Origin of the sequence: Allobosea sp. (assembly GCF_017308015.1) — a bacterium.
Classification (GTDB): domain Bacteria; phylum Pseudomonadota; class Alphaproteobacteria; order Rhizobiales; family Beijerinckiaceae; genus Allobosea.
Genome location: NZ_JAFKFW010000014.1, coordinates 1 through 25819, shown reverse-complemented (window position 1 = coordinate 25819; position 25819 = coordinate 1). Strand labels below are relative to the sequence as shown.

Annotated in this window: 21 protein-coding genes; 13 read left to right on the top strand and 8 right to left on the bottom strand. The window is 66.8% G+C overall.

Annotation, left to right across the window (positions count from 1 at the left end):
- Positions 1-69 precede the first annotated feature (69 nt).
- A complete protein-coding gene (gene ilvD / locus J0I42_RS12975; protein ID WP_291655296.1) occupies positions 70-1800 on the top strand; it encodes a dihydroxy-acid dehydratase in 1731 nt (576 codons plus the stop codon).
- A 25-nt stretch (positions 1801-1825) separates the two neighbouring features.
- Complete coding sequence (locus J0I42_RS12970) at positions 1826-2740, top strand: tetratricopeptide repeat protein (protein ID WP_291655294.1); 915 nt, start codon at positions 1826-1828, stop codon at positions 2738-2740.
- Positions 2741-2938: 198 nt separating this feature from the next.
- On the opposite strand, the gene xth is transcribed toward J0I42_RS12970, so the two are convergent.
- Positions 2939-3718 carry an exodeoxyribonuclease III gene (xth, locus tag J0I42_RS12965; protein ID WP_291655292.1) on the bottom strand — a complete coding sequence of 260 codons (780 nt, stop codon included), beginning with the start codon at positions 3716-3718 and terminating at the stop codon, positions 2939-2941.
- A 134-nt stretch (positions 3719-3852) separates the two neighbouring features.
- Positions 3853-4314: a BA14K family protein gene (locus J0I42_RS12960; protein ID WP_291655290.1), complete on the bottom strand. Its 462-nt coding sequence runs from the start codon at positions 4312-4314 to the stop codon at positions 3853-3855.
- A gap of 239 nt (positions 4315-4553) precedes the next feature.
- On the opposite strand from J0I42_RS12960, the gene J0I42_RS12955 reads away from it, so the two are divergent.
- Positions 4554-5129, top strand: coding sequence for a TIGR00645 family protein (locus J0I42_RS12955; protein ID WP_291655288.1), 576 nt, complete (start codon positions 4554-4556; stop codon positions 5127-5129).
- A 73-nt stretch (positions 5130-5202) separates the two neighbouring features.
- Here J0I42_RS12955 and trpE read toward each other — a convergent pair whose 3' ends face one another.
- Together trpE and J0I42_RS12945 are read right to left on the bottom strand one after the other, a co-directional pair.
- Positions 5203-6717 (bottom strand): anthranilate synthase component I, encoded by a 1515-nt coding sequence (gene trpE / locus J0I42_RS12950; RefSeq protein WP_291655526.1) that lies wholly within the window; start codon positions 6715-6717, stop codon positions 5203-5205.
- Between the two features lie 2 nt (positions 6718-6719).
- Positions 6720-8633: a SurA N-terminal domain-containing protein gene (locus tag J0I42_RS12945; RefSeq protein ID WP_291655286.1), complete on the bottom strand. Its 1914-nt coding sequence runs from the start codon at positions 8631-8633 to the stop codon at positions 6720-6722.
- A gap of 280 nt (positions 8634-8913) precedes the next feature.
- On the opposite strand from J0I42_RS12945, the gene tpiA reads away from it, so the two are divergent.
- From tpiA to J0I42_RS12910, 7 genes are all read left to right on the top strand, one after another.
- Positions 8914-9678 (top strand): triose-phosphate isomerase, encoded by a 765-nt coding sequence (gene tpiA / locus J0I42_RS12940; protein WP_291655284.1) that lies wholly within the window; start codon positions 8914-8916, stop codon positions 9676-9678.
- A 144-nt stretch (positions 9679-9822) separates the two neighbouring features.
- Positions 9823-10236: a preprotein translocase subunit SecG gene (secG, locus tag J0I42_RS12935; RefSeq protein WP_291655281.1), complete on the top strand. Its 414-nt coding sequence runs from the start codon at positions 9823-9825 to the stop codon at positions 10234-10236.
- Positions 10237-10390: 154 nt separating this feature from the next.
- Positions 10391-12019, top strand: coding sequence for a CTP synthase (locus J0I42_RS12930; protein WP_291655278.1), 1629 nt, complete (start codon positions 10391-10393; stop codon positions 12017-12019).
- 231 nt (positions 12020-12250) lie between these two features.
- The gene (locus J0I42_RS12925; RefSeq protein ID WP_291655276.1) at positions 12251-12652 is read left to right on the top strand and encodes a DUF350 domain-containing protein; all 402 of its coding nucleotides are present in this window, start codon (positions 12251-12253) and stop codon (positions 12650-12652) included.
- Between the two features lie 7 nt (positions 12653-12659).
- Positions 12660-13274: a DUF1190 domain-containing protein gene (locus J0I42_RS12920; RefSeq protein ID WP_291655274.1), complete on the top strand. Its 615-nt coding sequence runs from the start codon at positions 12660-12662 to the stop codon at positions 13272-13274.
- Between the two features lies 1 nt (position 13275).
- Positions 13276-14445, top strand: a complete 1170-nt coding sequence (locus J0I42_RS12915; RefSeq protein WP_291655272.1) for a glutathionylspermidine synthase family protein — start codon at positions 13276-13278, stop codon at positions 14443-14445.
- A 70-nt stretch (positions 14446-14515) separates the two neighbouring features.
- Positions 14516-15397: a VOC family protein gene (locus J0I42_RS12910; RefSeq protein WP_291655270.1), complete on the top strand. Its 882-nt coding sequence runs from the start codon at positions 14516-14518 to the stop codon at positions 15395-15397.
- Positions 15398-15451: 54 nt separating this feature from the next.
- Here the strand turns inward: J0I42_RS12910 and mdoH are convergent, their stop codons facing one another.
- Both mdoH and J0I42_RS12900 read right to left on the bottom strand, forming a co-directional pair.
- The gene (gene mdoH / locus J0I42_RS12905; RefSeq protein WP_465247678.1) at positions 15452-17635 is read right to left on the bottom strand and encodes a glucans biosynthesis glucosyltransferase MdoH; all 2184 of its coding nucleotides are present in this window, start codon (positions 17633-17635) and stop codon (positions 15452-15454) included.
- Entirely contained in the window at positions 17623-19182 is a 1560-nt protein-coding gene (locus tag J0I42_RS12900) for an OpgD/OpgG family glucan biosynthesis protein (protein ID WP_291655269.1), read from the bottom strand. Before J0I42_RS12900 ends, mdoH begins: the two co-directional genes overlap by 13 nt.
- Positions 19183-19425: 243 nt before the next feature.
- Here J0I42_RS12900 and glmU point away from each other — a divergent pair, with 243 nt between their 5' ends.
- Positions 19426-20793, top strand: a complete 1368-nt coding sequence (gene glmU / locus J0I42_RS12895) for a bifunctional UDP-N-acetylglucosamine diphosphorylase/glucosamine-1-phosphate N-acetyltransferase GlmU (RefSeq protein WP_291655524.1) — start codon at positions 19426-19428, stop codon at positions 20791-20793.
- A 120-nt stretch (positions 20794-20913) separates the two neighbouring features.
- On the top strand, positions 20914-22740 hold the full coding sequence (glmS, locus tag J0I42_RS12890) for a glutamine--fructose-6-phosphate transaminase (isomerizing) (RefSeq protein WP_291655267.1): 1827 nt from the start codon (positions 20914-20916) through the stop codon (positions 22738-22740).
- Between the two features lie 7 nt (positions 22741-22747).
- Here glmS and J0I42_RS12885 read toward each other — a convergent pair whose 3' ends face one another.
- Positions 22748-23134 carry a YbaN family protein gene (locus J0I42_RS12885; protein ID WP_291655266.1) on the bottom strand — a complete coding sequence of 129 codons (387 nt, stop codon included), beginning with the start codon at positions 23132-23134 and terminating at the stop codon, positions 22748-22750.
- 233 nt (positions 23135-23367) lie between these two features.
- On the opposite strand from J0I42_RS12885, the gene J0I42_RS12880 reads away from it, so the two are divergent.
- A complete protein-coding gene (locus J0I42_RS12880) occupies positions 23368-24099 on the top strand; it encodes a DUF502 domain-containing protein (protein ID WP_291655265.1) in 732 nt (243 codons plus the stop codon).
- On the opposite strand, the gene recG is transcribed toward J0I42_RS12880, so the two are convergent.
- A partial coding sequence (gene recG / locus J0I42_RS12875; protein WP_291655264.1) for an ATP-dependent DNA helicase RecG occupies positions 24086-25819 on the bottom strand: 1734 nt, incomplete at its 5' end. The two genes, J0I42_RS12880 and recG, sit on opposite strands and share 14 nt — an antisense overlap.

The following is a 25819-nucleotide window of genomic DNA, read 5'->3' as shown; positions in this document are numbered from 1 at the left end:
GATTGCTCCCGGCAGGCAGGGCGTGGCACATCTTCGCGCCGTGCTGATCGGGGGACAGGACGAGTGGCGATGGACGGGCGTGTGTACGACAAGTCGAGGCTGCCGAGCCGCCATGTGAGCGTCGGCCCGGCCAAGGCCCCGCACCGCTCCTATTATTACGCGATGGGCATGACCGCGAAGCAGATCGCGCAGCCTTTCGTCGGCGTCGCCTCCTGCTGGAACGAAGCGGCTCCCTGCAACATCTCGCTGATGCGCCAGGCCCAGGCCGTGAAGAAGGGCGTCGCCTCCGCCAGCGGCACGCCGCGCGAGTTCTGCACGATCACCGTGACCGATGGCATCGCCATGGGCCATCAGGGCATGAAGTCGTCGCTGGCCTCGCGCGAGGTCATCGCCGACTCGGTCGAACTCACCATGCGCGGCCATTGCTATGACGCGCTCGTCGGCCTCGCTGGCTGCGACAAGTCGCTGCCCGGCATGATGATGGCGATGGTGCGCCTCAACGTGCCCTCGATCTTCATCTATGGCGGCTCGATCCTGCCCGGCAATTTCAAGGGCCGCCCCGTCACCGTCCAGGACGTGTTCGAGGCTGTCGGCAAGCATTCGGTCGGCGCGATGTCGGACGAGGACCTGAAGGAACTCGAGGAGGTCGCCTGTCCGTCCTCCGGCTCCTGCGGCGCCCAGTTCACCGCCAACACCATGGCGACGGTGGCCGAGGCGATTGGCCTCGCGCTGCCCTATAGCTGCGGCGCGCCGGCGCCCTACGATGTCCGCGATACCTTCTGCTACACCGCCGGCGAGATGGTGATGGAGCTGATCGCGAAAAACATCCGCCCGCGCGACATCGTCACCCGCAAGGCTCTGGAAAATGCCGCGATGGTCGTCGCCGCGACCGGCGGCTCGACCAATGGCGCGCTACACCTGCCGGCGATCGCGCATGAATGCGGCATCGATTTCGATCTGTTCGAGGTCGCCGAGATCTTCAAGAAGACGCCCTATATCGCCGATCTGAAGCCGGGCGGAAAATACGTCGCCAAGGACATGTTCGAGGTCGGCGGCATCCCGCTGGTGATGAAGAGCCTGCTCGACGCCGGCTATCTGCACGGCGACTGCATGACCGTCACCGGACGGACCATCGCCGAGAACATGGCCTCGGTGAAGTGGAACGACCAGCAGGACGTGGTCTACCGCGCCGATAAGCCGATCACGGTCACCGGCGGCGTCGTCGGCCTGCAGGGCAATCTCGCTCCGGAAGGCGCGATCGTGAAGATCGCCGGTATGCCCGAGGACCAGCTCGTCTTCACCGGCCCGGCGCGCTGCTTCGACCGCGAGGAGGACGCCTTCGAGGCGGTCAAGAACCGGACCTACAAGGAAGGCGACGTGCTCGTCATCCGCTACGAGGGCCCCAAGGGCGGCCCCGGCATGCGCGAGATGCTGGCGACCACCGCCGCGCTCTACGGCCAGGGCATGGGCGACAAGGTTGCGCTCATCACCGATGGCCGCTTTTCGGGCGCCACCCGCGGCTTCTGCGTCGGCCATGTCGGGCCTGAAGCCGCTGTCGGCGGCCCGATCGGCCTGATCCGCGACGGCGACATCATCGAACTCGACGCCATCACAGGAAAGCTCGCAGTCCGCCTTTCTGATGCCGAACTTGAGTCGCGTCGTAAGGACTGGAAGCCACGGAAGACCGACTACAATTCCGGCGCGCTGTGGAAATACGCGCAGACCGTCGGCTCCGCCAAAGGCGGCGCCGTCACCCACCCAGGAGGGGCGGCCGAAACCCATTGCTATGCGGATATCTAGCTCGATCATAGCATGCCTGTTCCTGATGCTCGGCGGCCCGCAGGCCGCCCTGGCTCAGGACATCTCAGGCACCAAGCTGCTGCCGCCGCGCGCCATCCCGGGCGGGGCGCTGCCGGAGCCGGACGATTCCGTGCCTGGCGGCTCGGATGCAGCAGCCATCGCTCCCGCTCCCGATACGCCTGCAGCTCATACGGCGCTGCCGCTCGTGCCCTTCACCAGCGCGCGCGACGCGCTGAAGGCCTGGATGCGCGATTCCACTGCCGGCAATAAGGTGGGCGCCGTGCGCGCGCTCGAATACGCGGCGTCGCAGGGGCATCTCACCGCCCAGTACAAGCTCGGCCGGATGTATGCCGGCGGCGAGGGCGTCCCGGCCAATGATCTCAAGGCCTTCGAGTACTTCTCGAAGATCGCGGACGAGAACGCCGATGCGATTCCCGGCACCGCCAATGCCCGGCTCGTCGGAAGCGCTTTCGTCGCGCTCGGCAATTATTTCTCGGACGGTATCAAGGGCAGCTATGTGAAGCCCAACCCCGACCGGGCCTTCGACATGTTCCATTACGCCGCTTCCTATTTCGGCGACCCGGACGGCCAGTACAATCTCGCCCGCCTCTACATGACCGGGCAGGGCGCCAATCGCGACCCGCGCCAGGCGGCGCGCTGGATGAAGCTCGCGGCGGAGAAGGGCCATGCTCCGGCCCGGGCCGCCTTCGGGGAGATGCTGCTGCGTGGCGGCGGGGGCGTGCCCCGCCAGCCGGTGCTCGGCCTGATGTGGCTCGCCATGGCGCGCGAAGGCGCCGATCCGGCCCGCGAAGGCTGGATCATCGAGCGGCATGATGTGGCTTTCGCGGCTGCCTCTGCCGGCGATCGCTCGGCGGCGCTGGCCCTGATCGAGCGGCAGCATCTGGTGAACTCGCGCAGCGGCAACGCTGTTCAGAACTGAGCCATCGTTTTCGACGGAACCATCCGGTCATTCCGGGGCGGCCATAGGTCCAAGCCCGGAAACCAGAGCCGATTCCCTTGAAAAAGGAGGCGCCGGTTCCGGGTTCCTGGCTCGCGTGCTGCGCACGAGCCCGGAATGATGCCGCGGTTTATGAACTTGCGAGCGCGAACGCGATCGATTTCCGGGGGTTTCTCGCCGTCAGTGCAGCTCGATCATAACCGGAACATGGTCGGAGGGCTTGTCCCAGCCACGGACATGCTTGGCGATGCGCACGCCCGAGAGGCGGTCGGCTGCCTGGGGAGAGAGCAGCAGATGGTCGATGCGGATGCCGTTGTTCCGCTGCCAGGCGCCGGCCTGATAATCCCAGAACGTGTAGAGCCCCGGCTCATCGGTCGTGCTGCGCAGGGCCTCCGTCAGGCCGAGATGGGTCAACCCCCGAAAGGCGGCGCGCGTCTGCGGCAGGAAGAGCGCATCGCTCACCCAGGCGGCGGGGTCACGGGCATCGCGCGGCTCGGGGATGACGTTGTAATCGCCTGCCAGCACCAGCGGCTCCTCGTGCTCCAGCAGCATCCGGGCATGGGCAGTCAGTCGATGCATCCAGCCAAGCTTGTAGGGGTACTTCTCGGTATTGGGTGGATTGCCGTTCGGCAGGTAGATCGAGGCCACGCGGACCACACCCTCGCCGAGCGGCAGCACGCCCTCGAGATAGCGTGCCTGCTCGTCGCCATCGTCGCCCGGCAGACCGCGCCGGACATCCTCCAGCCGCGAACGGCTGAGGATCGCGACACCATTGAAGGTCTTCTGTCCGTGCGTTTCGACCTGCCAGCCCGCCGCCTCGATCTCGGCGCGCGGAAAATCGGCATCCACGCATTTGAGCTCCTGCAGGCAGAGCGCATCGGGTTCGGCTTCCTTCAGGAAGTCGAGGAGATGGCCGAGGCGCTGCCTGACCGAATTGACGTTCCAGGTGGCGATCCGCACGAGACGCTCCGATTCAGACGAGTTGCAGGATAAGCGGCACGGCTGCCGCCAAGGCAAGCCGCTTTCAACCGCAAACGAAAACTCCCCGCATTGCTGCGAGGAGTCCTTGTCGGCGAACAGATCGTCGCCCGCTGTCAGGGGCAGGCGCGGACGATGCCACCTGAGGCGATATAGGTCCCGGTTTCCGGGTTGTAGCTGCGGAAGCGGCGCGAGCAATAGGCGACGGCATCGGTGTCTTCGACGCTGTAGCCATAGGCGCGGGGCACGGGCGGAGCATAGACCACCGGCGGCGCGACATAGACAGGGGCCGGCTCGTAGTAGACCGGCGGCGGCGGTGCCGCCAGCGCACCGGCAGCGAGCGCGCCGCCGATAATGCCGGCCGCGATCCCGGCGCCCACCGCCGGGCCACGGCGATAGCCGCCGTAATAGCGCGGGCCATAGCCGTAGCGCCGATACTGGACGGTCTGGACGAGATCGTTGCCGGCCTGCGCCGCAGCGACAGCGGAGGTTGCGGGCGCGAGCGGGGCAGCCGAAGCGGGCAGGGCGAGTAGGGTGCCGCCGGCGAGGGCGGCAGCGACGGCGAGAGTCCTGATCATGACGAAACTCCTCTGCGATATCAGGCGAGCGGAACTCCGCATGTTCCCCCGTTTGGATTCGAATGTAGCGGTCCACTGACTGCAGGGGAAGATAGCAGTCAATCCGGGCATAAATGGGCCGTCGCGCAACTGCCGCTTTTGCCCGAAAAAGCAGCGCCAAGCTGCTTGCGCGGACGGAATTTCCTCGCCATCTAGCGTTGCACCGCACAGCGACATCAGTCCGAAGGAACGCACCCCCCATGGCGCAACCGCGCGATCCGTCTGCCCAGTTCGCCACGCCTGGCGTCCTGAAGCCTCTGCCGACCCTCATCTTCAGTTCGCGCTGGCTGCAATTGCCGCTTTATATCGGCCTGATCGTCGCACAATGCGTCTATGTCTTCCTGTTTCTCAAGGAGCTCTGGCACCTCGTCACCCATGCCTTCGATTTCAGCGAGCAGCAGATCATGCTGGTCGTGCTTGGGCTGATCGATGTGGTGATGATCTCGAACCTGCTGATCATGGTGATCGTCGGCGGCTATGAGACCTTCGTCTCGCGTCTGCGGCTCCAGGGCCATCCCGACCAGCCGGAATGGCTGAGCCATGTCAATGCGAGCATCCTCAAGATCAAGCTCGCCATGGCGATCATCGGCATCTCGTCGATCCATCTGCTCAGGACCTTCATCGAGGCCGGCAATATCGGCATTGCCGGCAAGACGGCGAACTACACCGAAGCCGGCGTCCTGCTGCAGACGCTGATCCACGTCGTCTTCATTCTCTCCGCCATCGGCATCGCCTGGGTCGACAAGATGACGGCGACGTCCGGCAAAGGGCATTGATCCGGCCGCCGAAACAGAAACGCCCCGCCGGACCGGCGGGGCGTTTTGCGTTCGGGCATTCTGCCTGTACCCGCTACTGGCCATGTCCGCTGCGGGCGGCGAAGCGGATCGCCTCCTCGGCGGCGCGGAACAGGGCCTTGGCCTTGTTGATGCATTCCTCCTGCTCGGAGGCCGGGTTCGAATCGTAGACGATGCCGGCGCCGGCCTGGACATGCATGCGCCCGTCCTTGACCACGGCCGTGCGCAGCACGATGCAGGTATCCATCTCGCCATTGGCGCCGAAATAGCCGATGCAGCCGGCATAGGCGCCGCGCGCATCGCGCTCCAATTCGTCGATGATCTCCATCGCCCGGACCTTCGGCGCGCCCGACACCGTCCCGGCGGGAAAGCCGGCGATGAGGGCGCCAAGCGAATCGTGCTTCGGGTCGATCCTGCCTTCGACGTTCGAGACGATGTGCATCACCTGGCTGTAGCGCTCGATGAAGAACGAATCGGTGACCTTGACCGAGCCGATCTCGGCGACGCGGCCGACATCGTTGCGTCCGAGATCGAGCAGCATCAGGTGCTCGGCGCGCTCCTTCGGATCGGCCAGCAGTTCCTCGGCCAGGGCATCGTCCTCGGCCTGGGTGGCACCGCGCCGCCGCGTCCCGGCGATCGGCCGGATCGTGACCGTATCGTCGCGCAGGCGGACCAGGATCTCCGGGCTCGAGCAGACGATCTGGAAATCGCCGAAATCGAGATAGCAGAGGAAGGGCGCCGGATTGACCCGCCGCAGCGCCCGATAGAGCGCGAAGGGGGGCAGGGCGAAGGGCGCCTCGAAGCGCTGCGACAGCACGACCTGGAAGATGTCGCCGGCGCGGATGTATTCCTTCGCCTTGTCGACCATTTCGAGATACTCGGCCTCGCTCGTGTTCGAGACCGTCACCGGGGCCGGGAGATTGGCGATGTCGATCGCGGCCTCGGCGGGCAACGCGCCTTCCAGCGCCCGCACGACGGCCTCGAGCCGGTCCTGCGCCCGCTCATAGGCATGGCGCGCGCCGACGCCCGGCATATGCCGGACCGGCGTCACGACATGGATCTCGTCGCGCACGGCGTCGAATACCACCATCAGCGTCGGCCGCGTCAGGATGGCGTCGGGCACCCCGGTGCCGGTCTCCTTCGGCACGGCCAGGCGCTCCATCAGGCGCACCATGTCGTAGCCGAGATAGCCGAAGACGCCGGACGCCATCGGCGGCAGCCCTTCGGCCTCCGGAATGGCGCTTTCTTCGAGCAGGGCCCGCAGGCTCTCGAAGGCCGGGCGCGGATCGTCGAGGAAGCTCTCGCCCAGCGCTGTCCGGCAGAGCGAGGCCTGCCCGTGATGGCAGCGCCAGATCAGGTCTGGCTCCAGCCCGATCATCGAGTAGCGGCCGCGCACGGCGCCGCCCTCGACCGATTCGAGCAGGAAGGCCGGGCCGGTCGTGGCATGGCGCAGCTTCAGGAAGGCGGCGACCGGCGTCTCGCAATCGCCGACCAGCACCTGCCGCAGCAATTGCGGCGCGCCGGTCTCATAAGTCTGCGCGAAGCGTTCGAACTCGTCGAGCGGATGCATCGTCAATTCTGCGCCCCGCCCGTCGCGTTGCGGAAGGCTGCCTCGTTGATGCTGACGCCGAGCTCGGCCTGCCGCTTGGCGACATATTGCAGCATGATGTCCTCGCTGACGCTGGACGACAGCAACCGCTCGAAATTGCCGGCCTCCTGCGTCGTGCGGACGTAAGGCGCGACCGTCGCCGAATCGATCTTGAAGAGGATGCGCCCGCCATCGGAGCCGGCAGCCGAGTTGCTCTTGCCGGCGGCGGTGCCGAAGACCTGCGCGACGACCGTGGACGGCAGCTCCGGGCGCTGGTCCTGCCGGCCGAGATCGGCGGCGGTCTCGATGGTCAGCCCGGCCGAGGCCGCGACCGCGTCGAAGCTCTCGCCCTTGTCGAGACGCTCGACCAGTTCGCGCGCCTTGGCAGAGAGCTTCGTCGCGGCCTCGTCGGCACGCCACTGCTTCTCGACCTCGGCCTTGACCTCGTCGAAGCTGCGTTCGCGCGCCGGGTCGATCTTGGTGACGTCGAACCAGACATAGCCGGTGTTGCGGGGCAGGCGGATCGCCTCGTTGTCGACGCCGATATCGGAACGGAAGATCGCCTGCAGCGTCGAATCGCCGCCCGGCAGCGCCTCCTCGCGCGCGCCGCCTGGCTTGCCGAGGCTGGCATCCATGGGGCCGGCCGTGCGCAGCGTGAGATTGAGTTCCTTGGCGATCTCGGCGAGCGGCTTGGCGGCCGCGCGCTGGTCTTCGATCTTGTCATGCAGTTCGGTGACCTGGGAAGCGGCGCGAGCCGTCGCCAGTTCCTGCTTCACCTCGGCCGCAACCTCTTCGAACGGACGGACATGCGCGCCCTCGACCTTGGTCACGCGTAGCAGCACCGTGCCGAAGGCACCCGTGACCGGAGCGCTGACAGCGCCTTCCTCCAGCGCGAAGGCGGCATCGCGTACGGCAGGGTCGATCATCTGCTCGCGGGTGAACGTGCCCAGCGTCAGGTTGTTGAAGGCGACGTTCCGCTCTGTCGCGATCTCGTCGAAGGTTTCGCCACCCTCGATCTTGGCCTTGGCGGCCTGGGCCTCCTCGACGTTCGGGAAGGGGATCTGCTGGACGGTGCGCATCTCGGCCGCGGTGAAACGCTGGGCCTTGGTCGCCTCGTAGCGGGCCTTGGCCGCCTCGTCGGCGACCTTCGAGGGGTCGGCGAGCGTTTCAGCCGTGATCGAGAGAACGGCGGCCGTGCGGTATTCCGGGGCGCGGAAGGCGGCCTTGCGATCGTTGAAGAAGCTCTTGATCTGGTCTTCCGTCGGGGCTGCGATCTCGCCGGCGGCGCTCGCCGGCATCCGGGCGAAGGTGATGGCCCGCTTCTCGTTGCGCAGGCGATTGCCGATTTCCTGCAGCGCGACCGGGGCAGCCAACGCGCCGACGACCATCTCCGAAAGCTGCTGGCGCAGGATGGTCGAGCGCTGGAGCGCGACATAGCTCTGCTCGCTATAGCCGTTCGTGCGCAGGAGCTCGTTGAAGCGGGCCGCCGAGAACTGGCCGGAGGCGTCACGGAAGACCTGGTCGTCGAAGATCAGGTTGCGGATGGTCTCGTCGGAGACAGCGAGCCGCATGCCCTGTGCCGTCTGGTCGAGCGTCGCCTCGGTGAGCAGGCGCGACAGCACCTGCCGGTCGAGGCCGAGCGCGCGCGCCATCTCCGGCGAGATCTGCCGGCGCTGCTGGCGGATCAGGTTCTGTATCTCGTTCTGATAGGCGGTGCGCATCTGCTCGAGGCCGATCTCGCTCTTGCCGACCTTGGCCACCTCGTTGCGGCCGTAGCCGCGGAAGATGTCGCCCACGCCCCAGATCGCGAAGGAGATGATGAGGAAGCCGAACATGATGAAGATCACGAGCTTCCCGAAGAAACCCTGACCCGCCTTGCGGATGCCTTGCATCATCATGGAAGCTGTCTTTCCCTGAACCTGTTCGTGGCACGGGATCGGGCCCGCGCGCGTATTTCTCGGCGCTGCTTATAGGAACCGATGGCGAAAGCCGCAATCGTCCCGCCACCGCAGGCCACGTTTCACTTTTCGAGCCCTCATCCTGAAGAGCCATTTTTCCCGGAGCGGCTCCTCAGGATGACGACTGTGGGGACAAAGAGGACGTTCCGCTTCACGACCACGCGATTGCGGTGCCGGCCGGGCATTGCTAGAGCCAAAAGACTGATTTCGGAGGATCGACGTGACGCGCAGCATCAAGCCGCTGGTGGCAGGCAACTGGAAGATGAACGGGCTGAAGGCCGACCTGGCCATCGCGGCGGAGGTGGCGAAGGGCTACGACGCCACTCTGAAGCCCAATGTCGACCTTGCCATCTGCCCGCCCTCCAGCCTGCTGTTCACAGCCACGGCCGCCCTGATCGGCTCGCGCATCGCAACCGGCGGACAGGATTGCAGCACGCAAGCCTCCGGCGCCTTCACCGGCGAGGTCTCGGCCGCGATGCTGGCTGATGCCGGCGCGAACTTCTGCATCGCCGGCCATTCCGAGCGTCGCACGCTGCATGGCGAGACCAGTGCCACGGTGAAGGCCAAAGCCGAGGCCGCGCAGAAGGCGCTGCTCGTGCCGATCGTCTGCGTCGGCGAGACGAAGGACGAGCGCGAGGCCGGCAAGGCGCTCGCCGTCGTCAGGAAGCAGTTGCGTGGCTCGGTGCCCGAAGGCGCGGGCGCCGCGACCCTCGTCGTCGCCTACGAGCCGGTCTGGGCGATCGGCACGGGCCTGACACCGACCGCCGCGGATGTCGCCGAGATGCATGAGGCGATCCGCGCCGAACTCGGCCGGCTTGTCGGCAAGCAGGCTGCTGCCGGTGTCCGCTTGCTTTATGGCGGCTCGGTCAAGCCTTCGAACGCGGCCGAATTGATGAACGTCGCCAATGTCGACGGCGCGCTCGTCGGCGGTGCCAGCCTCAAGGCCGAGGATTTCCTGGCGATTGCCCGCGCCTGCGCCGGCTGAACGCGCTTCAGGTGAATAGGCCGGCACGCGGGGGTGGCGCTGCCGGCCGACGCATGTTATGTGCCCCGCCGAATTCGCCTCGACCTTCGAGGAGGAGCGGGTGGCCCTTGGCGGCGGCCCGCGCCATGCCCATTTCGTGAGACCATGCAGAACGTTCTCATCGTCATTCACCTGATCATCGTCGTCGCGCTCGTCGGCGTCGTGCTGTTGCAGCGCTCCGAAGGCGGCGGCCTCGGCATGGGCTCCGGCGGCGGAGGTGGCGTCGGCGGCTTCATGACCGGCCGTGGCCAGGCCAACGCCCTGACGCGGGCGACGGCGATTCTCGCCGGCCTGTTCTTCCTGACCTCGATCGTGCTCGCCGTGATGGCCAATACCGGCCGCGTCCAGCGTTCGATCATCGACGGCGCGCCTGCGACTTCCGCCCCGGCCACGCCGGGCGCCCCGGCCGCTCCGAGCGCCCCGAATGCCGGCGGCGTGCTCGACCAGCTCCGCCAGATGCAGAACCAGAATCAGGGCGGCGCGCAGCCGCCGACGCCGCCAGCGGCGCCGCAGCAGTGACATAGGGCAGGGGCCGGGAAACCGGCCCTTCTCTTTTGAGTGTGGAGAGGCCGGGCGACCGGCCTTCTCTTTTGTGGACAAGCGCGCAGGGCAAGGCGGGACTGCTCAGAACGCGCTTAGCGAATCGAACCCGTGGCGATAGAGGTGACCTCCCATGACGCGGTATGTTTTCATCACCGGCGGCGTGGTGTCTTCGCTTGGCAAAGGCCTGGCGGCGGCGGCTCTCGCGGCCCTTCTCCAGGCGCGCGGCCATACGGTCCGCCTGCGCAAGCTCGACCCCTACCTGAACGTCGATCCGGGCACGATGAGCCCGTACCAGCACGGTGAGGTCTTCGTCACCGACGACGGCGCCGAGACCGATCTCGACCTCGGCCATTACGAGCGCTTCACCGGCCGGCCCTGCAACAAGGGCGACAACATCACCACCGGCCGCATCTACATGGACATCCTGACCAAGGAGCGGCGCGGCGACTATCTCGGCGCGACGATCCAGGTCGTCCCGCATGTCACCAATGCCATCAAGGAGTTCATCCTCACCGGCAACGAAGGCTACGATTTCACGCTGGTCGAGATCGGCGGCACGGTGGGCGATATCGAGAGCCTGCCCTTCCTCGAGGCCATCCGCCAGACCAACCAGCAGCTCCCGCGCGGGCAGTGCATCTTCGTGCACCTGACGCTGCTGCCCTATATCCCGACCGCGGGCGAATTGAAGACCAAGCCGACCCAGCATTCGGTCGCCGAACTGCGCTCGATCGGCATCCAGCCCGACATCCTGCTCTGCCGCACCGACCGCGAGATCCCGCGCGAGGAGCGCCGCAAGCTCGCGCTGTTCTGCAATGTCCGCGAGACCGCTGTCATCGAGGCCCGCGACGTCGCCTCGATCTATGACGTGCCGCTGTCCTACCATGCCGAGGGACTGGATACCGAAGTGCTCGCCGCCTTCGGCATGGATTCCAAGCCCGATCCCGACGTCTCCAACTGGAAACGCATCTCCGACCGGGTGAAGAACCCCGAAGGCGAGGTGACCATCGCCATCGTCGGCAAGTACACGGGCATGAAGGACGCCTATAAGTCCCTCATCGAGGCGCTGACCCATGGCGGCATCGCCAACAATGTGAAGGTCAATCTCGACTGGATCGAGTCGGAGGTCTTCGAGAAGGAGGACCCCGCGCCCTTCCTCGAGCATGTCCACGGCATCCTCGTGCCCGGCGGCTTCGGCCATCGCGGCGCCGAGGGCAAGATCAAGGCGGCGACCTTCGCGCGCAACCGCAAGGTGCCCTATTTCGGCATCTGCTTCGGCATGCAGATGGCGGTGATCGAGGCCGCCCGCTCGCTTGCCGGCATCGAAAACGCCAATTCGACCGAGTTCGGCCCGACCCCGGAGCCGGTCGTCGGCCTGATGACCGAGTGGATGCGCGGCAACGAGCTGGAGCAGCGCGCGGCCGGCGGCAACCTCGGGGGAACGATGCGGCTCGGCGCCTATGCCTCGTCGCTGGCGGCCGGCTCGAAGATCGCCGAGATCTACGGCTCGACCGAGATCTCCGAGCGCCATCGCCACCGCTACGAGGTGAACATGGGCTATCGCGAGAAGCTGGAGGCCAAGGGCATGCGCTTCGCCGGCCTCTCGCCCGACGGCCTGCTGCCCGAGACGGTCGAGTATCCCGACCATCCCTGGTTCATCGGCGTACAGTATCACCCCGAGCTGAAGTCGCGCCCCTTCGAGCCGCACCCGCTCTTCGCCAGCTTCATCGAGGCGGCGAAGGCACAGAGCCGCCTGGTCTGACGCAAGCGGCTGCCGGACGATCTGCGAGCCCGCCCCGCTCGGAACCATCCCTGTCGATCCGGTGTTTCGCGCCAGCGAAGAACCGGAACGGCAAACCGGTGGTTCGAAAGCCGCCATGATCAGGTGTACCCCGCATCCTTCCTTTAGATGACGGCTTGCACTGTTTCCTTGCTAACCTGACTATAGGGCATCGCGGACGGAGAGCCCGCGCAGCGGCACGGGGCAGGGCGCATGACGATCTCGATGGCGGGCCTGCCCGCATTCCTTCTCTATTTCGTGGTCGGTGCGGCCCTGATCGCCGCTTTTTCGGCGATCTACCTGCGCATGACCGCGCATGACGAGATCGCCCTGATCCGAGGCGGCAACATCTCGGCGGCCGTCGCCATGGGCGGCAATATCGTCGGTTTCTCCCTGCCGCTGGAACAGGCGATCTCGCAGGCCAGCAGTATTCCCGATTGCGTGCTCTGGGCGGTCGTGGCGATGATCATTCAGTTCATCGCCTATGGCCTGGCGCGGCTGCTTATCCCGGAGCTGTCGCGCAAGATCGAGGAGGACCGCCTGCCTTCGGCCGTGATGCTCGCGGTCATCGCCGTCGTGTCGGGAACGCTGGCCGCCGCCAGCATGACGGAATGAGGCGGCGATGAAGCGCTCGTCCCAGATCGGGCTCGCGGCCGCCGGCGTCCTCCTGGTCGCCACCGTCTGGTCGATGACGTCAGAGGACCCGCAGGAGAACCTCGTCTATGACAGCCTGGGCGATTGCCGGGCGGCCGGACAGCTCACGGCTCAGCAATGCGAGACGGCCTTTTCGGAGGCGACCGCCGCACGGCTCAAGGACGCGCCGAAATTCCAGAGCCAGACCGCCTGCGAGACCCAGTACGGCGCCAATGGCTGCAGCTCCGCCACGATCGGCGGCGCGCAATACTTCATCCCTGCGCTGGCCGGCTTCATGCTGGCGCGCGGTCTCTCCGGCGGGCAGCAGGCGCAGCCCCTGATGCCGCCGACCGCCAGCGCCTGCCCGCCGGGCTCGACGCTGCCGGAATGCCAGCAGGCGCGCTCCTCGTCATCCGGCTCGTCCGGCAGCAGCAGCTCCTATGGCAGCAATCGTTCGCGCGCCTATTCGACGACATCCGGCCGCAGCATCACGGCAGCCTTTGCTGGAGGCTCTCGCGGCGGCAGCGTCTCGACCACGAGCGTCTCGTCACGTGGCGGCTTCGGCTCGACCGCGCGCTCCTTCTCCTCGCATTCCTCGTCCTGAGATGCGTCGCGTCACGCTTCCGCTGCGCCCGGACTGGGTCGAACAGGTCGAGCGGCTGGGCTTCGCTTTCCACACCATCGACGGCGAGATCTATTGGGACGAAAGCGCCGCCTTCGCCTTCACGCTGGAGGAGATCGAGCGCGACATCGAGGCGCCGACCGAGGCGATCGAGCAGCTCTGCTTCGCCTTCATCGAGAAGGCGCTCGACAGCGAGGAGATCCTGACCCGGCTCGCTATCCCGGCCGAGCACTGGGATTTTATCCGGAGCAGCTGGCAGCGCGGCGAGCGCAACCTCTACGGCCGGCTGGACCTGGCCTATGACGGGCGCGGCCCGGCCAAGCTGCTCGAATACAACGCCGATACCCCCACAGCCCTGTTCGAATCGAGCGTCGTCCAGTGGGACTGGCTGGAACAGGCGATGGCGCGGGGCGCGATCCCGAAAGGCTGCGACCAGTTCAACTCGCTGCACGAGCGCCTGATCGCGGCTTTCCAGGGCCTGCGCGAGCCTTCGCCCTATCGCCTGCACCTGAGCTGCGTGCAGGGCAGCCCGGAGGACAAGGGGACGGTCGACTACCTTGCCGATTGCGCGGTGCAGGCCGGGCTCGATGCGCGCTTCACCTATATCGAGGAGCTCGGGCTGCTGACCGACGGGCGTTTCTGCGACGGCGCCAACCAGCCGATCGAGACCCTGTTCAAGCTCTACCCGTGGGAGTGGATGTTCCGGGAGAGCTACGGCAAGGCGCTCGCCGGCTCGGGCTGCCAGTTCATCGAGCCGCCCTGGAAGGCGATCCTCTCCAACAAGGGCCTGCTGGCCTGCCTCTGGGAGATGGAGCCCGGCCACCCGAATCTGTTGCCGGCTTTCTTCGAAGGCGATCCGCGCTGCGCGACCCTCTCGCCCCGGCATGTGCGCAAGCCGCTCTATTCGCGCGAGGGCGCCAATGTCACGCTCATGGAGCGCGGCCGCGTGCTCGACAGTGACGACGGCCCCTATGGCGCCGAGGGCCATGTCCTGCAGGATGCCGCGACCAACCTGTTATCAACTGAGGGCAAATACGCCGTGCTCGGTTCCTGGCTCGTCGCCTCGCAGGCCTGCGGGCTCTGTGTCCGCGAGGATGCCTCGCCGATCACCAAGAACACCTCGCGCTTCCTGCCGCACTATATCGAGCCCTGAACAGGCGACATGACCGCGCCCTGATCTGTGCTAGCCTTGGGCTCCGATACGCCTGTCGACGGAGCCTGCCATGCCTGCAAACGCCTCAACGCCCCGCGGTCTCGACCATCTCGTCATCGGCGTCCGCGATCTCGATGCCGCCTGGCATTTCTACGAGAAGCTCGGCTTCCGCGTCGGCGCCCGCAATCGCCATCCCTGGGGCACCGAGAACCGGATCGTCCAGTTTCCCGGCTCCTTCCTGGAACTGGTGACGATCGCCGACGATGCCGCGATCCCGCCCCATGGCGAGCGTCGCTTCTCCTTCGGCGCTTTCGTGCGCGAGACCCTGGCAGGGCAGGGCGAGGGGCTCTCCATGCTGGTTCTGGAGAGCACCGACGCCAAGGCCGACGCCGCCGCCTTCAAGGCACAGGGCATCGGCGATTTCGAGCCCTTCTTCTTCGAGCGCCGGGCGCGGCGACCGGATGGCAGCGATGTCCGTGTCGCGTTCGAAATCGCTTTCGCCGCCGACACGCGCGCGCCGGAATGCGGCTTCTTCGTCTGCCGGCAATTCGAGCCGCAGAATTTCTGGAACCCGGAGTTCCAGCAGCACCCGAACGGCGCGACGGCGCTCTCTGCTGTCGTGATGCTGGCGGAAGAGCCTGCACTCCATCGCGCCTTCCTGTCGGCCTTCAGCGGCGGCGCCGAAGTGCTGGAGGGCAATGAGGACTACGTGCTCGCTCTGCCGCGCGGGCGTATCGACGTGCTCGATCCCGAGGCGGCGCATGGCGCCTATCATGTCGAGCCGGATACGACGCCTGCCCGCTTCCTCGGCTTCTGCGTCGCGGTGCCTGATCTCGAAGCCGTGGCCGAGCGGCTGACCGAAGCCGGGGTGTCGTTCCAGCGCGGCGACGAGCGGCTGTTCGTGCCGGCCGAGGAAGCGTTCGGCTGCATGGTGGCGTTCGAGCAGGGCTGAAAGTCGCCCGCAGGCTTTTCCGATCATTCCGGGCGAGCCCGGAATGATCGCATTTCAGCCCTTCGCCTCGACCGGCGGCAGTGAAGCGAGCAAGCCGATCAGGGCTCTGTCGTGCAGCACGACCATGCGCTCCTTCGGCTTCAGCCAGATCGCGGCGTCGTCGACCGTCTCGGCATCGACGAGCTTGGCCTGCGCCACCGCGCGATCGGGCTCGATCTCGCCGCGCCGGCGCGACTGGCCATAGGGCAGCATCAGTTCATGGGCATGGCGCAGCTCCGCATCGCCATGAAGCGCCTTGATGCCGTCGGCATCGTCATAGCCGGCCTTCTCGAACTCGGCCTGCAACTCGTTGGCGCGCGTCGCGATTGCGGGCGGAGCGCCTTCCTCCGGCGTCAGCAGCAGCTTGTGGCGCTTGAGCCAGAGGCCGATGGCGAGCTGCCCCGAGGCCCATGACAGCGGAATCGCCAGCACGAGGCCGACGATCGTCGGAGACATCCAGGCAAACAGCGAGGTCGCGATCATGAAGGCCGAGAGGCCGGTCACGACGCCGAGCACGGTATGGGTCCGGTGCCGGCGGATGATGTCCTTCAGCGGGATCGAGCCGTCGTCGCGCCGCTGCGGGTTCCAGCCGGTGTCGCGGCCGAGCAGGATCTGGAAGACCGAGCCTGACTGGATCAGCATCATGATCGGTGCGAAGAAGGCCGAGAACAGGACCTCGATCAGCGCCGAGACGATCAGGCGGATCGCGCCGCCACCGGCTCGGCGCAGCTTGGTGTTGAACAGCGTCAGCAGCAGGCCGAACAGCTTCGGCGCCAGCAGGATCGCCATGGTCAGCGCGAACAGGCGCAAGGCGCGCTCGGGGTCGAAGCGCGGCCAGACCGGGAAGAGCGTGAATTCCTGCGTGAAGTACTCAGGCCGTGCGTAATTGACCTGCAGAACGATCAGGATGCCGACCACGAGCTGCATCAGCCAGAGCGGCGAGGCGAGATAGCCCATGATGCCGGTGGCGAAATGCTGGCGCGTCGGCATGACGAAGCCCTTGGCGCCCATGATCCGCGAATGCTGGAGATTACCCTGGCACCAGCGCCGGTCGCGCACCGAGATGTCGATAAGCGAGGGCGGACTTTCCTCGTAGGAACCGGTCAGATCCGGCAGCATGTAGACCGACCAGCCGGCACGGCGGATCAGCGCCGCCTCAACGAAGTCGTGACTGAGCACATGGCCGCCGAAGGGCGGCTTGCCCTTCAGGTCCGGCAGGCCGCAATGGTCGGCGAAGGCCTGCGTCCTGATGATCGCGTTATGGCCCCAGTAATTGCCGTCGCGGCCGGACCACATGGCGAGCCCCGTGGCGATGACCGGGCCATAGACCCGCGCCGCGAATTGCTGGAGCCGGGCGAAGAAGGTGTTGCGGTTGATGATCAGCGGCAGCGACTGGATGATGCCGGCATCGGGATCGTTCTCCATCGCGGCGGCGAGGCGCACGATACAGGTGCCGGTCATCAGACTGTCGGCGTCGAGTACGACCATGTGCTCGTAGAGCCCGCCCCAGCGGGTGACGAAATCGGCGATGTTGCCGGCCTTGCGATGGTGGTTCTTCGGCCGGTGCCGGTAATAGACACGGCTGTTGGGGCCGAGGCGCTCGCGCAGCGCCAGGAAGGCGCGCTCCTCCGCCACCCAGACATCCGGGTTGGTGGTGTCGGAGACGACGAAATAATCGAAATGGTCGCCGAGGCCGGTCGCCTCGACCGATTCTCGGATCGCCGCCACCGCCGCGAAGATCCGCGCCGACGACTCGTTGTAGATCGGCATCACCACGACGGTGCGGTGCTTCAGGGTCTCAGCCCGGTCCGCGCGGCCGGCGCCGAACAGCACGCCGAAGAAGCCGAGCAGCGCGCTGGTGAAGGCGAGCGCGATCCACGAGAAGTTGATCGTGAACAGCACGAGCAAGGCGTACTGCAGCGAGGTCGTGCGGCTGACCGACACGACATTGTACATTTCCCAGGCGCCGAAGGCGGTGAGCGCGAAGCCGCCGCCGAAGACGAAGAGGCGCTTCAGCCAGGGTGTCTTCCAGTTGCGGGGATCAGCCGGCGCGCGGCGCTCCGACGGGTTCCAGCTCCGGAACGATTGCACCGGCATGACCAACGGATCTTCGGGCGGCGTCGCCGGCTCGCGGGCCGCGTTGTAGCTGCGCTGTTCCGCATCCATGGCGTCGCGGCGGGCTGCCGTTACCAGGTCCATCGATTCAACCAGGTCTCAGAGACGGGCTGGCCGCCCGATTGCAGGACGAGCCGGAGCTCGGACAGATTGTCGTTGCCGGGATCGACCTCGAAGCCGACGCGCATCAGCTTGCGCTCCGGATAGGGCCACAGGCGAACGTTGTGGACCGCCCCGGGCTGGGCGGTGATCGTCGCCCGCGTCGAGGCGATCAGCGCCGCATCGGCTAGCTTGTCGCCGGTAAACTCGACGATGAAGCGCCGCCGCCGCCCCTGCGAGCCCTTGCCCTGCCGCGAGCGGGTGGCGAGCGCCAGGGGTGGGCGCTCCGGCGGCTGCCAGCACCAGGCCTGGCGGTAGCTCAGCGAGGTCTCGCTGCCGGCCGCGAGCGGCTGCTTCGGACGCCAGTACATGATGATGTTCTTGTTCGGCTCGGAATCGCTGGGGATTTCGATGAGCTGGACCGAGCCGGCGCCCCAGTCGCCCAGCGGCTCCATCCAGACGCTAGGCCGAAGCTCGAAACGCTGGTCATCGTCCTGGAAGGCGGCGGGGTCGCGCTCGCGCTGAACCAGGCCGAAGCCCTTGGGATTCTCGTCGACGAAGGAAGAGACCTGCAGGGTCGCCGGATTGTTGACCGGCCGATAGATCCATTCGCCGCCGCCCGACTGCATCTGGACGCCGGACACTTCGCCGATCGAGGGACGGATGTCGTCGAAGACGCGCCGGCTCTGCGGGCCGGAGAGGAAGGTCGCGCTGGTGCAGCCAAAGCCGACATGATCGAGCGCCTGCCGCGCGAACAGCGTCATTTCGACATCCATGAAGGTGACGTCGCCCGGACGCAGCGTCATTCGTACCGCGCCCACGACGCTTTCCGAATCGAGCAGGCCGTGAATCACCAGCGAGCCCACGGCCGGGCTCGGCCGTTCGATCCAGAACGCCCGGAAGAACGGCAGTTCCTCGCCGCGCGTCTCGCCGGGACGCAGGATCAGGGCGCGCGCCATCGCGCCGAAATTCTGCCCCCGCGCCAGGGCGCGGAAGAAGGTGCCGCCCTGGAAGACCGCAACCTCGAACGGGCGCTCCAGACCGGCCGCGATCCGCATGCCGGAGAATTGCAGATCGGCATTGGCCGGTGGCGGCGCAACCCGCCCGTAGTCGAACTTGCTGCGATCGAAGCCGATACGGCGGATCGTGCTCTCCTCGATCGTGAACAGGCTCACCGGATTCGAGAAGACAAAGCCGCGATGCAGAGGCTCGACGGTGAAGCCCCGATTCTCGCCAGCCCAGACCGTGCCGCCCGGCTGCATCCGGATACCCGCATACTGGTCGGCGGGGAGGGTGGTATAGCCCTCCGGCAGGTCGTTGGTGACCAGCGGAAGCAGCGGACGCTGGGCCAGGGCCCGGGCGGCATCGACCACCAGCGCCGGGTCGAAACGCTGCCCGTCCGCGAGGGAGGGGATGTTGAAGGAAGCGGCGCTCGTCGGGGCCTGCGCCGCGGCCGGGCCGGCCAGAGAGAGCAGCGCTGCGCCGCCAGCGGCGCCTTCCAGAAACTGCCTACGATTCAAGGGTTTCGACATGGGATCCAAACTACGCGGGCGACGCCCTCGCCCCTCGCGCTTCTAGAGCATTTCCAGTTCGCCTGAAAAGCCTTTCCGACCGGGAAGATGCACGCCTTTCGGATGCTGCGATCCATCGAAATCAAGCCGGCGTCAAGCCGGCAGGATGACCGTCCCTGAAAGGAGCCTTTTGCCGCGATTGAACTTTGTGCGCGGGCAGCGGTTCAATCATGCCCTGCAGGGGAAACGAGAAACATGACCGAAATGCAGCCGGCCCGATCCTGCCTCGCGATCGTCCTGGCCGCGGGAGAGGGCACCCGCATGAAATCGCGCGGGCCGAAGGTACTCCACGCCGTGGCAGGCCGGTCGCTGCTCGGACACGCACTCGCGGCTGTCTCGGAGGCCGGTGCCGATGCCGTCGCCGTCGTGATCTCCTCGGAGCGGCCGGAAGTCGGCGAGGCGGCGCGCAAGCAGCTTCCTCATGCGCAGATCGCGATCCAGCACGAGCGCCGCGGCACCGCCCATGCGGCGCTGGCCGCGAAGGCCGCCATCGCGGCCGGCCATGACGACGTCATCATCGCCTTCGGAGACACGCCGCTCGTTCGTCCGGAAACGTTTTCGGCTCTGCGCCAGGCCCTGTCCGGCGGCGCAGCCGTCGTCGCACTCGGCTTCGAAGCGAAAGACCCGACGGGCTATGGCCGCTTCGTCGAGAAGGACGGGCATCTCGAGGCGATCGTCGAACACCGGGACGCGACGCCGGAGCAGCGCGCCATCACGCTCTGCAACGCCGGCCTGATGGCGCTCTCCGGCAAGCATGCCCTCTCGATTCTGGAGGCGATCGGCTGCGACAACGCCCAGGGCGAATTCTATCTCACCGACGCGGTCGAGGTGGCGCGGAAGCGCGGACTCCGGGCCGTCGCGCTGCAGGCGCCCGAGAGCGAGGTCCAGGGCGTCAACGACCGTGCGCAACTGGCAGCCGTGGAGGCGGATTTCCAGCGGCGCAAGCGCCTCGCCGTCATGCTCGGCGGTGCGACGCTGATCGCGCCCGAGACGGTGTTCTTCAGCCATGATACCGAGATCGGCCGCGATGTCGTGATCGAGCCGAACGTGGTCTTCGGACCGGGCGTGCGTGTCGATGACGGCGCCGTGATTCACGCGTTTTCGCATCTGGAGGGCGCCACGGTCGGGGCGGATGCCAGCGTCGGCCCCTATGGGCGCCTGCGACCGGGCACGAAGCTCGCAAGGGGGGCGAAGGTCGGCAATTTCGTCGAGGTGAAGGCCGCCGATATCGGTCCCGGCGCCAAGGTCAACCACCTGACCTATATCGGCGATGCCTCGGTGGGAGCCGCGGCGAATATCGGCGCCGGCACGATCACCTGCAACTATGACGGCTTCAACAAATCCAGGACGACGATCGGCGCCAACGCCTTCGTCGGCTCGAACTCCTCCCTGGTCGCGCCGGTCACGATCGGCGAGGGCGCCATCGTCGGCTCCGGCTCGGTCATCACCAGCGACGTCGCACCGGATGCGCTCGCCATCGGTCGTGCCCGGCAGATCGAGAAGGAAGGCTGGGCCACGTCGTTCCGCGCCGTCGCATCGGCAAGGAAGGCGGCCAAGAAGACGGCCGAATAGGCCGGAACAGCGGCGGATCGGGCCATTCGCCGTTCACAGTTCGTCATGTAGATTGATTGGGCATGCGCGCCGATCGCGGCTATGCGCTTTGCCGACAGCAACGGCTTGAGGGGTTCGCCCATGTGCGGCATCGTCGGGATTCTGGGCAAGGAAGCAGTGGCACCGCAGGTCGTCGAGGCCCTGCGGCGGCTTGAGTATCGCGGTTACGATTCCGCCGGCGTCGCGACCCTGGAAGCCGGACAGCTCACCCGCCGCCGCGCCGAAGGCAAGCTCAGAAATCTCGAGATTCGCCTCTCGACCGAGCCGCTTCAGGGCCTGGTGGGCATCGGTCACACCCGCTGGGCCACCCATGGCAAGCCCAACGAGACCAATGCCCATCCGCACGCGACCCCCAGGCTCGCGGTCGTCCATAATGGTATCATCGAGAATTTCCGCGACCTGCGAGCCGAGCTCCAGGCCGACGGCTACGTCTTCGAGACGGAAACCGATACCGAGATCGTCGCCCATCTCGTCACCCGCGAGCTGGATCGTGGCAAGAGCCCGGTCGATGCGGTGGCGGCGAGCCTGCCGCGCCTGCACGGCGCCTTCGCTCTCGCCTTCCTGTTCCAGGGCGAGGACGACCTGCTGATCGGCGCCCGCAAGGGCTCGCCTCTGGCCGTCGGCATCGGCGAGGGCGAGATGTATCTCGGCTCGGACGCGCTGGCGCTGGCGCCTTTCACCAGTCTCATCGCCTATCTGGAGGAGGGCGACTGGGTCGTTCTCCATCGCCGCGGCGCGACCTTCTACGACAAGAGCAACAACCAGGTCGAACGCCGCGCCCAGCGCGTCGCCGCCGGCGCTTTCCTGGTCGAGAAGGGCAATCACCGCCACTTCATGGCCAAGGAGATCTACGAGCAGCCCGAGGTCGTCGGCCACACGCTGACGCAATATCTCGACATGGCCAACGGCAAGGTGCGCCTGCCCTTCGGCGACCAGATCGATTGGAAGGGCCTCTCGCGCCTCACGATCAGCGCCTGCGGCACCTCCTATTATGCCGGCCTCATCGCGAAATACTGGTTCGAGAAGCTGGCGCGCCTGCCGGTGGAGATCGATGTCGCCTCCGAATTCCGCTATCGCGAGGCGCCGTTGCCGGACCAGGGGCTGGCGCTCTTCGTCTCGCAGTCCGGCGAAACCGCCGACACGCTGGCCGGGCTGCGCTACGCCCGCCAGAACGGTCAGGCCATCCTCTCGGTCGTCAACGTGCCGACCTCGACGATCGCGCGCGAGAGCGATGCGGTCGCGCCGACGCTCGCCGGCCCCGAGATCGGCGTCGCCTCGACGAAGGCCTTCGTCTGCCAGCTCGCGGTCTTCGCCTCGCTCGCGCTCGCCGCAGCCCGCGCCCGCGGAACGCTCTCGGCCGGGGACGAGGCTGCTCACGTCCAGCACCTGATCGCGCTCCCGGGATTGATGGCCAGGGCGCTTCAGCTCGAGCCGCAGATCGAGCAGCTCTCGCAAAAGCTCTCGCGTGCCAAGGACGTGCTCTATCTCGGTCGCGGAACCAGCTTCCCGCTCGCGCTAGAAGGCGCCTTGAAGCTCAAGGAAATCAGCTACATCCACGCGGAAGGTTATCCGGCAGGTGAATTGAAGCACGGTCCCATCGCATTGATCGATCAGGATATGCCGGTCATCGTGGTCGCGCCTCATGACGCGCTGTTCGAGAAGACCGCCTCCAACATGCAGGAGGTTGCGGCGCGCGGCGGCCGCATCATCCTCGTCACCGATGCGAAGGGCGCCGCCGAATGCGGCATCGAGCCGGAGGCGACGATCATCATGCCCGATATGGACCCGACCTTCGCGCCGATCGTCTACGCCCTGCCGATCCAGATGATCGCCTATCAGACGGCGGTTTTCATGGGCAAGGACGTCGATCAGCCGCGCAACCTGGCGAAATCCGTCACGGTGGAGTGACGATCGATCAGGCTTCGGGCCGGGTTGAGACGTAGAGGCCCGCCCCAACCAGACACAGCGCCGCCGTCGCGAGAGCGATCGGCGGCGCACTCGTTTGCGTGAGAAGCGCAAAGCTCAACGCCATCGAGCCGCAGGCAAGATATTTCGCTCGCCGGGCGATGGCGCCGGTTCTGCGCCAGCGCAGGACATGCGGTCCGAGGTAAGGATGCCCGAGCAGCCACGCCTCGAATCGCGGCGAGGACTGCGAAAAGCACCAGGCCGCTGCGATCAGAAAGATCGTGCCGGGCATCAGCGGCAGGACGAGCCCGATGACGCCCAGCGCCGTGAACACCCAGCCCACAGCGAAAAGCAGCGGCCGCGACCATCGGCGTCGCGCCTGATCCGGCTCGGTCACGGCCTCATCCTTGCTTGCGTCGGCCCCTAGATCATCGCCCGTTCTACCGGACGCGGTGATGATGATCTATCCTGTTGGTATCGCGTCGGATTATTCCGAAAAGCGGTTTTCGCTTTCCGGTCCGATGCCATAGGGGCTGGCGGATGGCGCCGCCTCGCTTATCGTGTCATATCGCGGCCCATGCCGGCCGCCGCAAGCCGGCGGGACGTCGCGCCGGTGTTTTGGGAGAAACGATGACAGCCGGCCCGCCCGATCCGCGTCTCATCCTTCATACGGAAATCCTGCGCCCTACCTGGGGGGCACGCCTGCGCCGCTATTTCCTGACCGGGCTGGTCATTGCCGCCCCGCTCGCCATCACGGCCTCGGTGACCTGGTGGTTCATCAACTTCATCGACGGGCTGGTGAAGCCGCTCATCCCGAATTCGTACCTGCCCGATGCCTATCTGCCTTACCCGGTCCCTGGATTCGGGCTCGTCATCGCGCTCGTCGGGCTGACGCTGCTCGGCTTTCTCACGGCCAATCTCGTCGGACGCTCGCTCCTCAATGCGGGCGAGGCGATCCTCGACCGCATGCCGGTGGTGCGCAGCCTGTACAAGGGCGTGAAACAGGTCTTCGAGACGATCTTCTCGCAATCCGGCACGTCGTTCCGCAAGGTCGGGATGGTGCAGTTCCCGCAGCCCGGCATGTGGTCGATCGTCTTCATCGCGCAGGAAGCGGCGCCCGAGATCGCCGGACGCCTGCCGAAGGGCCAGGAGCCGGGCGAGGAGCAGATCGGCGTCTTCCTGCCCTGCACGCCGAATCCCACGACGGGTTTCTTCTTCTATCTGCCGCGGCGCGAGGTCGTCGAGCTCTCGATCTCGGTCGAGGATGGCGCCAAGCTGATCATGTCGGCGGGCCTGATCCAGCCCGGCGAACAGAACGGCAAGCCGAAGGTCGAGGGGAAGCCGCCCGTCAACCCGCCCTGAGCAGGCGGATCGCGACGTCGCGTTCGAACAGATAGAGCAGCACCCGGATCGCCTGGCCGCGCGGCGTCTCCAGATGCGGGTCGCGCTCGATCAGAAGGCGCGCATCGTCGCGCGCGGCCGCCAGAAGGTCGCCATCGATCTCCGGCCGGGCGATGCGCCAGTCCGGCGAGCCCGACTGCTTGGTGCCGAGCACCTCGCCTTCGCCGCGCAGGCGAAGATCCTCCTCGGCGATGCGGAATCCGTCCTCGGTCTCGCGCATGATCGTGAGGCGGGCCTCGGCGATCGGCCCGAGCGGCCCTTTGTAAAGCAGGAGGCAGGTCGAGGCGGCCGAGCCGCGCCCGATCCGCCCGCGCAACTGGTGGAGCTGCGCGAGCCCGAAGCGCTCGGCATGCTCGATCACCATGACGCTGGCATTGGGCACGTCGACGCCAACCTCGATCACCGTCGTCGAGACGAGGATTCGTGTCTCGCCGGCGACGAAGGCAGCCATGGCGGCGTCCTTGTCGCGGCCGGGCATCTGGCCGTGCAGCAAGCCGACCTTGTCGCCGAAGATTTCGCGCAGCGCATCGAAGCGCTCCTGCGCGGCGGCGACGTCGAGCGTGTCGGATTCCTGCACCAGCGGGCAGACCCAATAGGCCTGCGCGCCGCTCTCGACAGCCCGGCCGATGGCACCGACGACCTCGTCATAGCGTTCCGAGGAGACGGCGCGGGTGACGATCGGCTTCCGGCCGGCCGGCTTCTCGGAGAGGATCGAGACATCCATGTCGCCGAACCATGTCAGCGCCAACGTGCGCGGGATCGGCGTCGCGGTCATGACCAGCACGTCGACCGCCTCGCCCTTGGAGCCGAGCAGCAGGCGCTGGTGGACGCCGAAGCGGTGCTGCTCGTCGACCACGGCCAGCGCGAGATCGTTGAAGGCGACGCCCTCCTGAAACAGCGCGTGGGTGCCGACGGCGATATCGATCGAGCCGTCGGCCAGCCCGGAGAGCACCTGCTTGCGGCCGGCGCCCTTCTCGCGCCCGGTGAGCAAAGCGAGCTTCAGGCCGGCCTTCTCGGCCAAGGGCGCAAGCCTCTCGGCATGCTGGCGGGCGAGGATTTCGGTCGGCGCCATCAGAACCGATTGCCGTCCGGCCTCGGCGGCGGCGGCCATGGACATCAGCGCGACCACGGTCTTGCCCGAGCCGACATCGCCCTGGAGGAGGCGCAGCATCTTTTCCGGCCGGGCCATGTCGGCATGGATATCGGCAATCGCCTTGCGCTGGCCTTCGGTCAACTCGAAGGGCAGGGCGGACTGAATGCGGAAGCGTACACCCCCGTCGCCAGTGGTGGCACGGCCGGCGATTTTCTTCTGCTGGCGGCGCACCAGCGCGAGCGCGATCTGGCTCGCCAGCAACTCGTCATAGCCGATGCGACGGCGCGCGACCGTGTCGCCCTCGGCCGCCTTGCGGTAGACCGGATGGTGCAGGGCCTCGATCGCCGCATGGAACGAGGGGAAGTCGCCTTTTGCGAGAAAGGCCGGGTCCTGCCATTCCGGCATCTCCGGGCAGCGCTCGGCGGCGGCCTGCACGGTGCGCATCATCATGCGCTGGCCGATGCCCTCGGTCAGCGGATAGACCGGCTCGAAGGCCGGCAGGGTCGCAGCGAGCTTGGGATCGAGGATGCGCTCGGGATGCACCATCTGGCGCATGCCTTCCCAGAGCTCGAGCTTGCCCGAGATCAG